Below are 12,974 nucleotides of genomic sequence, written 5' to 3'. Positions count from 1 at the left end.
TTAACCCTCCATCTTGATCTCGCGAGGCTGCTGAGCCATGTGCGGATGCTCCGCACCGGTGTACACCTTGAGCTTCTTGCCCATGGCGCGGCCGAGCGTGTTCTTCGGCAGCATGCCCTTCACGGCATGCTCGATGACGCGCTCAGGATGCTTGGCCATGGCCTCTTCGAAGGTCTCGGACTTCAGCCCGCCGGGGAAACCGCTGTGGCGGTAGTAGCTCTTCGACTGAGCCTTCGTGCCCGTCACGCGGATCTTGTCCGCATTGATGATGACCACGAAGTCGCCGGTGTCGACATGCGGCGTGTACTGCGGCTTGTGCTTGCCCTTGAGAATCTGAGCGGCCTTGGCAGCGACGCGACCGAGAACCTGGTTCTCAGCGTCGATCAAGACCCATTCGCGCTCAACTTCGTTGGGCTTCGCGTAATACGTCTTCACTATCTTCCTCCAAAAATCCTGTCCTACCCCGCCGTGCGGGGCGGGTCTCCGTCGCCTGTTGGCGGCTCGGATGATGCCGGGCCGACCGCGATGCGGCGAATGATCGGTTTCAAAAGTGCAGGTCGATCGGATGCCGGGTTCCTACGCCGACGCGCAACCTCAGGTCTGGACTCCCTTGTTTGCGCTTCCGCCTCTCACTGCATGCACGGGGCTTTCGAAAGCGAACCTTTGCATTGTATACGGGGGTTTCGCCAGAAGTCAACGGAAATCCTCCGCGATGCGCCCGATCTGCACAAAGAGTCCCGAAGCCCCCAAGCCCCCCCCCCAGCGAACGAATGTTTCACGTGAAACAATTGGGCTTATAACGCATCTTTTAATTTGCTTTTAATCGTACTGTCCTATGCTTGTTCTCAGCAAACGCGCAAAGGAGATCCTTATGTCTGCACCCATCATCCGCTCCTCCACCGACATCCGTTGCAATTACATCAGCATCGAAGCGCTTGCCAAGGAAACGGGCAAGCCCATTTACCTGACGAAGAACGGTCTCGCATCGCTCGTGGTCATGGATGCGGCTGCATTCGATTACGATCGCTACGTCGGCCTGCTCATCGACGAAGCCGTCGAGCACAACAAGAAGCACCCGAAAACGTACAATCCGGAGGAAGCGAAAGTGGAAGTGCACCGCAGGGTTGCAGAGAAGCTGGCCGATCATGAACTATGAGATCGAGTTCACCGAAGGCGCTATCGAAGATCTCTCGTTCCTGTCCGTCTATGAAATCCAATCCACGTTTTCGCCCGAGCTCGCACAAGACCGTATCGACAAGCTCATGGAGTCCATTGACCAAGCCCTCAGCACCTTCCCCGCACGCAACCCGAAAAGCCGTGCGGGTTCACCGAGACGCTGCGCCGCAAGTTGATCGTTGGGAAGTATGCGGCTTTCTACCGGATCGACGAGGACGAGGGCGTCGTGTATGTCGAACGCATCCTTCATTTGAAAGCAGATTTCAGCCGCATTCATTTCGGAAATTAGTTCATGAGCGCGCAACCGAATCCGCATCTCATGGCAGATTTCGACGAAAATCCGCATGAGCGAGCTCTCCGGAGCAGGCTGCTGCGTTGGCTGCAAATGGTGCCCGCACATAATGCCAGTTCGGAGAGACGCCGACTTCCGTAGCTTCCTAGAGAATTCGGGGCGAAAGGCGGTTAACCGTCGAAAACCGCCACGATGCAGGCACTTCGTGCACGCGCGGACCGCAAGGCATCTGACACGGCAAGCCACTCGGTCTGCCGTCGAGGAATAATCAGAACAAATGTTTCACGTGAAACATCCGCACGCAACGGGCAGGACGACGCAGCAGTGCGACGCTGCGGCGGGCGAGCGACAGCGCCACGCTGCACGGCGCGGCAGCAAACGGGCGGCGAATGCGAAAAGCCCTGCGCCGGGAGGGAGGGGGCGCAGGGCTCGGAGAGGGTTGCAGGCTGAGCGCGCCGCAGACGCAAAACGCACGCGGGGCCTCGGCGCGCGGGGCGTCTCGGGGCCCGCGGCCCGGGGCGCTTACGCCCCGGCCAGCTCGTGGCCCAGCAGGTAGCCGTAGGTGATGCAGCGTCCGTGGCTGTTGCCCGCCACGTTGATGGGATAGTCGACGGCGCAGATGTCGCCCATCACGTTGCCGAGCGCGTACAGGCCCTCGATGGGCGCGCCCTCGGCGTCGAGGCACTGGAAGTCGTTGTTCGTGCGCAGGCCGCCGGGCACGGCGAGCAGCGCGGGACCAACCTTGAGCGCGTAGAACGGGCCTTCCTTCACCGGCGTCAGGAACACGGGCTTCTTGTAGTAGTCGGTGTCCTCGCCCGCTTCGCACATGCCGTTGTAGCGCTCCACCGTGGCCTTGAGCGTGGCGGCGTCGCAGCCAATTTGCTTCGCCAGCTCATCGAGCGTGTCGGCCTGGTAGGCGTTGCCGGCCTTGATGTACTCGGGGATCTGCGTCTCGAAGTACTGAGGCGCCAGCTCCAGGTCGCTGCCGTAGGGGCGGAACGAGTCCCAGAACATGCCGCCGCCGTAGGGCAGGCCGTTCACGAGGTCGGTCTTCCAGTTGGCGTCGAAGATGGACCACGCCTCGCCGTTCGGCTGGCGGTTGATGGCCAGCGACTTGCCCTGCACCCAGGTGTCCTCGCACATGAAGCGCTCGCCGTTGTCGTTGACGAACAGGAACGGGCCGTGGAACCAGCAGAACGCCTGGGGGTGCATCATCGTGGGCAGCGGCAGGTCCTGTAGCTGTGCGCCAACCCACATGCCCATCTTATGGCCGTCGCCCGTGTTCACGCCCACGGGCGTGTACTGGCTGCGCGGCTGGCCGTACTCGGCGCAGATGGGAGCGTATGCCTTGCACATCTCGAGGTCGCCGCCGATGTCGCCCGTGCACAGCACCACGCCCTTGCTGGCGTTGTACTGCACGTAGCCGTCCTTGCCTTCGCAGATGCAGCCGGTCACCTTCGAGCCGTCCTTCACCAGCTGCACGGCCGGCGAATCGAACACGAATTCCGCGCCGTCTTTCACCGCGTCGTTGTAGCACAGCTCGGCGCCGGCGAAGCCCGTCGAAGTGAGCCCTGCTTCCTCGGGGATCATGAGCATGTGGTAGCCCGGCTGCTCGGCGTACACGTCGTCGTGGCTGTAGAACGCGCCCACCATCGCGGAGCCGCCCACGGCCTCGGCCTTGGCCAGCAGCCAGTTGGACGCCTCTTCGGAGCTGTTGAAGAACTTGACGATGAGGTCCTCGTTCGCACGGCTCGCGCACTGGGCGATCCAGTGCTGTTTGGCGTTCACCTTGTCCACTTCGATTCCCAGCTCGTCCATGTAGTGCGAGTTGATGGCGCCGAAGCCGCCGCCACGGCCGTTCCAGCTGGACGTCTTCTCGACGACGGTCACCTTGCCGCCCTTCTCGGCCGCCGCTGCGGCGCACGCGCAGCCGGCCAAACCGGCGCCGATGACGAGGATGTCGGTGTCCACCGTCGACGTGATGTCGGTGATGGGATCGGGAACCACTTCCCATGCGTACTGCGTCTCGCCCGTGCCGCCCGCCGCGCTTCCGGACGCGTCGCCGGACGCCTTCGCATCGCCGCCCGCGCTCGCTGCGGGCGAGCAGCCTGCCAGGCCCGCGCCGGCCGCGACAGCCGCGGTAGCGCCCAGGCCCAGAAACGCGCGACGGGACAAGCCGTCTTTCATGATATCGGTCATCGAAAACCCCTTCCCTCGAAAAGCAGAATCCCTTGTTCTGCATGGGCCCTATCCTGGCCGAACGGCCGCGCGCGGGCATCTGGCGAAGCGGCCCATTTTCGCCAAAACCGTCAACATGGGCCATTGCGGCCCATACGCTCACCCAGGGTTTCGCTTGCGCTCCCCCGCCTGTTTTGCTAGGTTTGAAGCGATGCAACGAGGGACGGGGATGGGGAGCGATGCGCACGAAACCGCAGGATGACGAGCACGAGGGTTTCTCCGGCTGGCGCTTGCTGGGGTTGGGATTCTGGCAGGCCTGGTGGATGATCAGCATGTGCACCGACGTGCTGCTGCCCACCACCGACCGCTACCCGTTCGCGGGCAACACCACGCTGTGGGTGCTCGTGCTGACCACCCTCGGCTACCTCGTGGTGGTGACGCTCTCGCGACGCCTCTCGCCCTTCCTCACGCATCGCGCAAGCTTCATCGCTGCGGGCGGGCTGACCGCAGCAGGCACCGTGACACTGCCCATCGCACTGACGTTCGGCTCGGGCGCGGCGGGGTTCGCCTGGTTTGTCGCCGGCACCGTATCGCTGTCGCTGGGCAACGCGCTGTTGCTTATCATGTGGGGCGAGTTGTGGAGCGCGTTGGCCACGGGACGCGTGGGACGGCACCTGTACGTATCGTACACGTTCGCGTTCGTGCTGTTCTTCGTCGCATACGCGCTGCCCGACGCGGCGGCCGTCGCCTTCACGGCGGCACTGCCCATCGTGTCGGCCGCAGTGTTGGTGGCCTGCAAGCGAGAGCCGCGTCGCGAGCCCTCGGTACTGCCGCTCGACGTGCGCACCATCCCCGTGGGGCGCATGTTCGCGTGCATCCTCGTAATCAGCATCGTGTACGGGGCTTCGCAGGGCATGGTCAACACGTTCGCCGAGGGCGATGCCGCGTTCACCGCGAAGGCGCTCGTGCTGGCAGGCTGCGCGCTGGCCGCCATCACGTTGTCGATGGTGGTGGCGCCCTCGGCTGCCGAGCCCATCGCCCTGTACCGCCCCGTCATCCCCGCGATGGCGGCGGGGCTTATCCTGCTTCTGCTGCTGCCCGCGCCGTACCGCTTTCTGGGTGCAGGGCTCGTCATCATGGGCGTGTACTGCCTCGACATGTTCATGATGCTCGTGTCCACCGACGTGGCGTTTCGCGGGCGCATACCCGTTGCGCTGTCGTTCGGCCTGGTCATCCTATGCGCCCGCACCGGCACGCTCATCGGGTCGTTCGCCGCCGACCGGCTGCTGCATGCGCCGTTGTGGTCGGAGGCGTTGCGCTCCGACGTCTTCCTCGTCAGCGTGCTGGCCCTCGTGCTGGTCGGCATGCTGTTCTTCACCCAAACCGACGTGCAGAAGCTCTACGCTACCTCGCGGGCGGAAACCGCCGATGCCAGCCTCGAGCAGAAGTGCGCCGCCATCGCGCGGATGTGCCGCCTCACGAACCGCGAGGTCGAGGTGCTCGTGCTGCTGGCGCGCGGGCGTACGGTGCGCTACATCTGCGACGAGCTGTCCATCGCGCAAGGCACCGCGAAGCACCACGTGAGCAACATCTACCGCAAGGTAGGCGTGTTCGACCGCCAGGGGCTGCTCGACACCATCGAGCAGGGCGGCGTGGGGAAGCCGGGCTGGGAGTAGCAGGCCGCACAGGGTGCGGGCCGCTACTCCCAGCCCGCGCGCCAGGGCGTCCCCCGCGCCGTTACCGAGGCCGGTAGATGGCGCAGTTGTTGGGCGTTTCGTACATATCCACCTGGGACACGGGAAGGCCCTGCTCCGTCAGCCGCTCGCAGACATAGCGCGCCAGGTTCTCGGACGTGGTGCGGAAAGGCAGGACGGTCAGGCTGAAATCCTCGGCCTCGAGGGCGGCCAGCGTCGTCGCGGCCAGCGAGCCCTCTTCCACGAGGAAGGTGTGGTCCAGCTCTTCGGCCAGGTCGCGCACTGCGCGCTTGAACACCCCGAAGTCCACCACCATGTCCTTCATCGTCCCATCGGTTTGCAGATCGGCGACTTCGAGGTACACCACCATGCGCCATCGGTGGCCGTGCAGGTTCTCGCACTTGCCGTAATAATCGGTCAGGAAGTGGGCCGAGTCGAAGCTGGCCTCGGTTTTCAATCCGTACATGATGGCTCCTTTGCGTGCCCGTATCGTTCGCCGCCATAATAGCACACTCGCGCAGCCACGCCCCACCTGTACGCATAGAACGAATGTTTCACGTGAAACATTCGAAATGAGGCAGGGCCCTTGCCGCCCAGCCGCGGCGCTTGGCCTTCCGGCGGATCCCCGAGCCAAAGGTCCGCCGTCCACCGACCCGCTTCGCCTCGACCGGCCCCGCCGTCGGCGGCGATCAGGCATGGAGAGACGCTTTCAAGTTGCCGGGAGGGCCGCAAGACGCTCCAATTCCCGGAGTTCGGTAATGGAATTGGAGAAAATTTTCGATATTTTACCGTATCAGGCAAGCTGGGCTCCAAAACCCCCTCCGAAGGCGAGGAAACCTCCCGAAAATCGCCCCGCGCGACGGGAAAAGCCGGATTCAGGGCGGCCGAAGGCGAACTCCGGGCACGAGATTCCGAGGTTCGGTAAAATATCGGGGAAAAATCGTGGATTCTTTACCGTGGCAGCCGCGCTGCCGGGCATCCGCCTCTGCATTTGACCGCCGCCGATGCGTGCCGACACGCGCCCGCGCGGCGACACGCGTGCCGAACGGCCCGGGGAACCTTCGCCCCGGGCCGCACGCCTACCTACATCTCGCGCCGCACCCGCACGATGACCGCTTGGTGCGGACGGAGCTTTGCGGCGAGCACATCGGCTCCGTCGACGGCGCTCACGTCGCCCGCCTCCACGAGGCGCTCCAAGCCGCTGCGCGAAACGCCCAGCTTGGCCCGCAGCACCTCGGCCAGGCGCAGACCCGCAAGGTCGCCGCCGTCGATTTCAACCCGGCAGTCCTCGCCGCCGTCGGGCAGGTCGCCTTCGACGACGAAGGCGACCTTGCCCCGGCGCGCGCCGTTGCGCCTGAGCAAGCCGACGTCGAGCGCGCATCGCAGCGCCGTCTCGGGGTCGTTGCCCGTGAGGCGCTCAAGCTCTTCCCGGTCGATGCTTCCTGGGCGCCCGCGGCTGATCACGGCGCTGTTCCACACGCTTCCGCACGTGGCACACCGATAGATGAGCCATACGTCCAGCCGCTTCTTCTGGGCGTTCACACGGAACATGCCCGTGGACGAGAACTCCGCATCAGCACCGCACGTCCCACAAGGGCGCAGCGCGACCGGCGCGCCGGTCGCCTCCACGCGCCATGCAATCGTTTTCATGATGATTTGTGCCTTCCTTCGCAATCCGAATACGCTCGATTTGGAAGGCAGGCACAGGCGGCACCACGCCGTTATTCAGCTTTTTCATACGGGGAACCTCTCTGATTGTCTGTTTGTCTCAACCGGACGAGCCCGTCGCGAATCGGCCGACGGGCATTGCCCATCGCAAAGCGACCGCGCGTTGCGCGGCAGCGGAAGGGGCGGATGTGTCGCGTGATTTACCGGTTGGGAGGAACAGTCATGAGAGGAGATCCTTATCGCTTGGGTTACGGGCCATACGGCCCGGGCTCGCCATCATACCGGGCGGCTCGGGCCGCGTCAACCATGAGCGCAGCGCCCGCCGTTGCAAACGCAAAGAAGGGGGCGCCTCCCCAGGAAGCGCCCCCTTCGGCTCAGGCGGCCGTGAACTCGGCTACGTCCGCGAGCGGGCTGGCCGCACCGTCGTCGTTCACCGAGCGCACGAGCAGCCGGTAGAGTCCGGGCCGCTCGGGCGTGTACGAGAACGTCCAGTGCACCCACAGCTCGTCGGTGGAATCCGACACGTCGTACGTGGTCCAGTTCGCGCCGTTGTCGAGCGAGAACTGCACCGACACGATCTGCTTGCCGTAGTCCTCGGCGTACCCGTTGAACGTCACCGGCTTGCCCACGGATACCTGCATCGGAGCGATCATCGTGCGCCCCCTAGCCCTGCGTTCCCGCGAGCACGCCCGCATTGGGGCTGTTGGGATGCTCGTCGGCCGCACCCGGAGTCGCGGGCGCGACGTCCTCGGTGGACACCACGATTTCCACGACGTCGCGCACGAAGTAGTTCGCCGGCGTCTTCGTCATCCACAGCTGGTTGCTGCCGCCCACGGAGGCCGACAGGTCCTCGTCGTTGATCTCGTAGGACAGCACCGCATGGCGCCCCACTACGTAGCCCAGCGGGAACGTCTGCTGCGTGCCGTCGGCCGACACGAACGTCACCGCGTTCGCGCCCGGTGCCGCGCCAGCCTTCGCCAGCAGATGCTCCACCGGGATGCCCGTCACGTCCGCGGTGACGATGGCGCGCCCGCCGGCAGGGTTGCCGCCGCAGGTGCAGGTCATCACCTTGCTGGTGGATTCCTCGTTGGCAAGGTCGCCTACCGAAGCGGTGAACGCCGCCTCCACGTCGCCCGACACGGACAGCTTCCAGCCCAGCGGGTTGTCCGCCACGAGGGGCACCGTCGCGCCGCAGACGGCTTGCGACACGCGCTGGAAGAAGGTCTTGATCACCTCGTTGGACGTGATGGCGGTTTGGTCGAACGAGAACTCGCCTTCAACCCGTGCGGGCATGACCTGCGCGCTTTCAACCGTCGCGCCGGTCGTCGCAGCCTCGGTGCCGCCGGAAGCCAAAGGCTCGTCGGCAGCGGGTTCGCCAGCCAGCGCCACCGTCGGCGCGCCTGCCATGGAGGCGACCATGGTGAATCCGGCAAGAGCAGAAATCGTGGCACGACCGCGTTGCGTCGTCGTTTTCATTATCGTACCCCCTACTCTACCGTGAACATGAACTGGGTGTTGTACTGGCATACGCGATCGGCGCCGTCGGGCGTGATGCTCGTGGTGCGGATGTCCAGCAGGTAAGCGCCGGGCGCGGGCGGCGTGAAGTCCATCCGCCAGTACGTCCAGTTGTCGGCGTTGTTGTCGGGCGTGTCCACCACAGTCCACGTCTCGCCGTGGTCGAAGGAGAACTCCATCTTCTTGATGGGCTCGTCCCATGCGTCGGCGAAGCCCTCCAGATGCACGGTCTTCGCCTCCTCTCCCGACAGCACGATGCCGGTGGGATAGTTCAGCACGCCGCTGTTGGGCTTGGAGTAGATCTCGCCCGTGCGGTCGTCGGTGAACTGGCCTACGTACAGCTCGGCGTCAACCTTGTCGTCGGGCACCGTCATGAACGTGAGGTTGGAGATGCGCTTCGTGAAGTTGCCGCCGGACGTCTTGTTCACCCAGATCATGCAGGGATAGCCCTGCGAGTTGGGCAGCAGCTCGCCGTCCATCTTCGTGACGATGACCGCGTCGTTCTCAAGCAGCCAGTCGATGCCCATCTTCGCGTAGTCGTACCCGTCGCTGCCGATGGGGCTCACCACGTTGGCGCCCGATTTCGGCTTCGCGTAGTCGATGATGGCCTTCAGCGGAATACCCTCCACCTCGCTCTGCATGATGGTGGCCTGGCCCACGCCGTTGATGGTGCAGTCCATCTTCATGACCTGCTTCACGGTGCCGAACTGCTGCTCCATCTCGGGAAGCGTCATCTCGACGGGGTTCTCGCAATCGCCGTCGATGGAGATGACCCAGTTCTCGTAGATGGACGTGTCCACCTTGGAGTCATCGGTCAGCCACTCGTTCGGCTCGTCCTTGACGGTTTTGAAGATGCGGTTCTCGGCCGGCGTGATGGTGGTCTGATCGTAGGTGACCGAGGCCTTCAGCTCGTCGGATGCCACGTCGGTGATGCCCTTGTACAGGTCGTACTTCACCTCGTCCCAGCGCTCGAACACGCCGGTGTTGGAGTCGATGTAGTGGCACGACTGGCAGTTACCGTTGTCGTCATCGACGAACATGGTGCTGTTCATGTGCAGCGTATGGATGGCGTCGGCCAGCTTGTGCCCCGAGTAGGAATCGGAGTGGCAGGCGATGCAGTTCTGATAGCTCTGCTCGGTGGGGTACCCGAAGAAGATCAGGCGATGGTACGTGGGCAGGCTCATCAGGGCGTTCTCCAACGTGTGGCACGAGGTGCAGCCGCGGTTGTCGGCGTCGAGGTAGGTGTTGTTCCACCCCAGCTCGTCGGTGGGAACCGGCTGCACGAGGTTGCCGTTGCGGTCGGTGTAGCGGCGCGGCGCCTCGGCTTTGGCGTTGGACTCGTTCTTCTCGGTGTTCTTGTAGAAATCGGGCAGCGACGCCACCCCGTCGACGAAGCGGCCCTCGGTGGGGAACCCGCTGAACGCGGACAGCTCGTCGGGGCCGTCGCCGGTCTTCGCGCTCGTCTTGCCGTCGGTGCTTTCCGTGCTCGTGCCGGCGGCCAACGCGCCGTCGCTCGACGCCTTCGGGCTGCATCCCCATACGGCGAACGAAGCGACCAGCGCAACCGCGACCAGCACGACCAGTGCTTTCGCGTTGCTGGGGGCGTGCAGGCGTGCACGCCCTTTCGTGGTGTCTTTCATTGACCCTCCTTTGACAATGAAAATGGCCGAACTCCCCCGAATCCTCCTTTCTCCTCGCTTTGTCACTCGTCGTCCGACCGGCGGCGCCGCTGCGGCCCGTCGTGGTCGGCAATGGGCGTGCGCCGGAAGTCGTAGTGCTCGATGTACGTTTTATCCAGCAGGGACTTCTCGTAAAAGCCCACGTCTTTGTTGTATTCCGCAGCGATGTCGTCCGCGCTTTTGAACGCGTCGCGCAGCGAGCCGTCTTCGCGGTAGAAACGCGAGAACGCGTCGGCGCAATGCTCCTTGAGGTAGGTGAGGAACACCTCGCCGAAGTTGTCGGACGCCACGAAGAAGTGGCGGATGCCATCGTCGTGCTGCCGGAGGAACCCCTGGTCCAGGAGCCGCGCGAAGTCGCTGCGCGCGCAGGGATACGACACGTCGTAGCGATGCACGTGGATGCCGTAGGTGAACTCGGCGTTGCTGTGGAGGACGGCCTCGAGCAGCACTTCCTTCTGGCGGAAGTTCATGCTCTCGTCGGCGTCGATGATGGCGCGGAAGCGCTCGCGGCGGCGCGCCATGCCGTCGAGTTTGGTCATGGTCCAGCGCTGCTCGTCGACGATCAGCTGCACCGCTTGCTCGAAGAAGCGCGTCCAGTCGAAGTAGCCGTCGCAGGCAACCACGAGGTCCTCGGGCGCGCACGCCAGGCCGTGGCCGCGGCCGCCGTCGTCGTCGCGCGGGTACAGCAGCTTGACCACGGGCACATGCGCCGAGAAGTGGTAGCCGGCGCGGTGCAGGATGAGGAAGTACAGCAGGAACGCCAGCACGTTGTTCCCGGCAGGGAACAGGCGGAACGTCTTGAAGTAGTACAGCGCGATGAGGGCGTCGACGAGGGTGTGGTTGCCGTCGGGCACCCACACGTGCGCGCAGAACGACTCGAGCGCCTTCGCGCGCAGCTCGTCGACCGCGTTCGCCTCGCGACTCTCGATCTCGCGCACCTCCTTGATGGAGATGCCCTCGGTGAGCGCCGCGTACAGGCGCTCGACGAACGCGATGTCGAGCGGCTCGTCGCGGTAGTCCTCCACCGTCAGCAGGATCTTGCCCGCGTTCGACACGAGCAGCTCGATGCCGTTGGCCGGCTCGCACGCCTGCACGCACACGCGCCTGAGCTGGGCCGCGTCGAGGTCGGCGTTCTCCAGCCGCACCGCGCGCACCACCTCGCTGGCCGCGAGGTTCAGCTCGTAGTGGCCGCCTTCGGGATCGGTCAGGATGCGTCCGTAGTGCACCGCCAAACCCTCGTTGAGCTGGAATTCCTCCAGCAGCTTGTTCAGGCGCCACGTGGGCGCGTACCAGTTGTTCGAGGAGGAGGGCGCGTCGCCGGACGCCGCCGCGTCGAAGGGCACGGGCAGCACGTGACCCTGATGGCGGCGCAGGTTGTTGAGCGCGAACCAGTACAGGAACAGGTCTTCCTGAGACACGTCGAGCTCGGCCGCGAGCGATTCGAACGTCTGCGCGTTGCGCGCGGCCAGCGACAGAGCACCGCCCAGCAGCGAAAAATCGTCCGCTATGAGCCTCTTCGCCATGAGCCCCCTCTTCCCATACCCTTCTCACGTGCATGTTCGCAGATGTGGTGCGCGAACATCAAGATACTGAGCCGTGACTAGAAACTATTTACCACCGAAGGGGAAAAGGGTTGCTAAAGAGGGTCTGAGCTGGTTGCGATTTCTCCAATGCGAAAAGCAGAACCTCGAGCATGCACTATACTACGTTCGGAAATAGGGATATGTCCGTTCTTGGAGGTGCCCACAGCCGCGCATGACGAATATCCTGGAAACGCAACGATTGCTTCTTCGACCGCTTGTTCTCGCAGACGCGGAAACCGCATTTCGCGGATGGACAGGCGATCCGGAGGTGTCGAAATACGTCAGTTGGCTCCCGCACCGATCCATCGACGATGCGATCGAATGGGTGCAAGAAGTAACGTGGAAACACGATGCTGCGGGGAACGTCCTGAGAAGCGACACCTTCATCTGGGGCTTCGTCCTGAAAGATACCCATGAGCTGTTCGGTTCCGGCGGTCTGATATGGGAAGACGAATGGAACCTCTATCAAGTGGGATACAACATCATGAAATCGCATTGGGGCTGCGGCTATACGACCGAGGCTATGCGAGAGATCCTTCGATATGCAGCTGCGGATCTGGGGATAACGAGAGTCGCCGCCAGCCATGCAAAGGAAAACGTCGCTTCGGCGAAGGTTCTTGAGAAATTGGGATTCGCGTACGAAGGGGATGGCGTGTCGTTCCATATCGACGGCGCTCGATCGTTTCAGAGCCGACGATACTCACTTAAGCTCGATTCTCCAGCCGATTGAAACGCCGCAGAGGCTCGACACCGCGATGCGACGACGCGCAAGACCGCGCCGCCGCCGGTTTGCTCTCGGGAAACGTATATGCGAAGCGCACTACTCCTTGTTACCGAAGATGCTGCCCAACAGGCCGCCGAACGGCGAGCCTTCGCCCGTGATGTTGGCGATGGCGTCGTGCACCGCGCCGTTCTCCATCAGGCCGGAGAGGTGCTCTTTGAGATCGCCGCCCTTTTCCTGCACCTGGGCGAGCACGCCCTCGGCCACCGCCGCGATGTCGGTGTCGCCCAGCGAGTGGCCGGTGATCTTCTCGATAGCCGCACCCGGGTCGGCGACGACCTCCTGCAGCATCTCGGGAGCCTGCTGCACCTCGCCCACAACCTTGTCGATGATGGCCTGGATGTCCATGGTCGTCCTTTCGCGTCGATGCGTTCACTGGGCTCAGTATAGCGAGCGCGCGACGCCGCT

The 12,974-nt window shown here is 63.9% G+C and carries 14 protein-coding genes; 5 read left to right on the top strand and 9 right to left on the bottom strand.

Annotation, left to right across the window (positions count from 1 at the left end):
• Entirely contained in the window at positions 1-435 is a 435-nt protein-coding gene (gene rplM / locus C1A15_RS04145; protein WP_015759926.1) for a 50S ribosomal protein L13, read from the bottom strand.
• 436 nt (positions 436-871) lie between these two features.
• Between rplM and C1A15_RS04140 the strand changes: the two genes are divergently transcribed.
• The 3 genes from C1A15_RS04140 to C1A15_RS17180 are packed head-to-tail and all read left to right on the top strand — an operon-like array spanning position 872 to position 1,465.
• Positions 872-1,156: a prevent-host-death family protein gene (locus C1A15_RS04140; protein ID WP_101721391.1), complete on the top strand. Its 285-nt coding sequence runs from the start codon at positions 872-874 to the stop codon at positions 1,154-1,156.
• The gene (locus C1A15_RS17185; RefSeq protein ID WP_245864908.1) at positions 1,146-1,352 is read left to right on the top strand and encodes a hypothetical protein; all 207 of its coding nucleotides are present in this window, start codon (positions 1,146-1,148) and stop codon (positions 1,350-1,352) included. Before C1A15_RS04140 ends, C1A15_RS17185 begins: the two co-directional genes overlap by 11 nt.
• On the top strand, positions 1,349-1,465 hold the full coding sequence (locus C1A15_RS17180) for a hypothetical protein (protein WP_245864907.1): 117 nt from the start codon (positions 1,349-1,351) through the stop codon (positions 1,463-1,465). The genes C1A15_RS17185 and C1A15_RS17180 overlap by 4 nt, the downstream gene beginning before the upstream one ends.
• A gap of 525 nt (positions 1,466-1,990) precedes the next feature.
• On the opposite strand, the gene C1A15_RS04130 is transcribed toward C1A15_RS17180, so the two are convergent.
• A complete protein-coding gene (locus C1A15_RS04130) occupies positions 1,991-3,667 on the bottom strand; it encodes an FAD-dependent oxidoreductase (RefSeq protein ID WP_101721390.1) in 1,677 nt (558 codons plus the stop codon).
• A 218-nt stretch (positions 3,668-3,885) separates the two neighbouring features.
• Between C1A15_RS04130 and C1A15_RS04125 the strand changes: the two genes are divergently transcribed.
• Positions 3,886-5,322, top strand: coding sequence for a helix-turn-helix transcriptional regulator (locus C1A15_RS04125; RefSeq protein WP_101721389.1), 1,437 nt, complete (start codon positions 3,886-3,888; stop codon positions 5,320-5,322).
• A 61-nt stretch (positions 5,323-5,383) separates the two neighbouring features.
• On the opposite strand, the gene C1A15_RS04120 is transcribed toward C1A15_RS04125, so the two are convergent.
• From C1A15_RS04120 to C1A15_RS04095, 6 genes are all read right to left on the bottom strand, one after another.
• Positions 5,384-5,806, bottom strand: coding sequence for a 6-pyruvoyl trahydropterin synthase family protein (locus tag C1A15_RS04120; protein ID WP_101721388.1), 423 nt, complete (start codon positions 5,804-5,806; stop codon positions 5,384-5,386).
• Between the two features lie 617 nt (positions 5,807-6,423).
• A complete protein-coding gene (locus C1A15_RS04115) occupies positions 6,424-6,990 on the bottom strand; it encodes a DUF1062 domain-containing protein (protein ID WP_101721387.1) in 567 nt (188 codons plus the stop codon).
• A 392-nt stretch (positions 6,991-7,382) separates the two neighbouring features.
• A complete protein-coding gene (locus C1A15_RS04110) occupies positions 7,383-7,661 on the bottom strand; it encodes a molybdopterin-binding protein (RefSeq protein ID WP_101721386.1) in 279 nt (92 codons plus the stop codon).
• A 10-nt stretch (positions 7,662-7,671) separates the two neighbouring features.
• Entirely contained in the window at positions 7,672-8,484 is an 813-nt protein-coding gene (locus C1A15_RS04105; protein ID WP_101721385.1) for a molybdopterin-dependent oxidoreductase, read from the bottom strand.
• Between the two features lie 11 nt (positions 8,485-8,495).
• Positions 8,496-10,163, bottom strand: a complete 1,668-nt coding sequence (locus tag C1A15_RS04100; protein ID WP_101721384.1) for a molybdopterin-dependent oxidoreductase — start codon at positions 10,161-10,163, stop codon at positions 8,496-8,498.
• A 62-nt stretch (positions 10,164-10,225) separates the two neighbouring features.
• Positions 10,226-11,725: a Fic family protein gene (locus tag C1A15_RS04095; RefSeq protein ID WP_101721383.1), complete on the bottom strand. Its 1,500-nt coding sequence runs from the start codon at positions 11,723-11,725 to the stop codon at positions 10,226-10,228.
• A 232-nt stretch (positions 11,726-11,957) separates the two neighbouring features.
• Here C1A15_RS04095 and C1A15_RS04090 point away from each other — a divergent pair, with 232 nt between their 5' ends.
• The gene (locus C1A15_RS04090; protein ID WP_101721382.1) at positions 11,958-12,515 is read left to right on the top strand and encodes a GNAT family N-acetyltransferase; all 558 of its coding nucleotides are present in this window, start codon (positions 11,958-11,960) and stop codon (positions 12,513-12,515) included.
• A 90-nt stretch (positions 12,516-12,605) separates the two neighbouring features.
• On the opposite strand, the gene C1A15_RS04085 is transcribed toward C1A15_RS04090, so the two are convergent.
• On the bottom strand, positions 12,606-12,914 hold the full coding sequence (locus C1A15_RS04085) for a hypothetical protein (protein ID WP_101721381.1): 309 nt from the start codon (positions 12,912-12,914) through the stop codon (positions 12,606-12,608).
• Between the last annotated feature and the right edge of the window lie 60 nt (positions 12,915-12,974).

The sequence above is a fragment of the Eggerthella timonensis genome, from assembly GCF_900184265.1.
GTDB lineage: Bacteria > Actinomycetota > Coriobacteriia > Coriobacteriales > Eggerthellaceae > Eggerthella > Eggerthella timonensis.
This window is presented reverse-complemented; position numbering and strand designations above follow the sequence as displayed.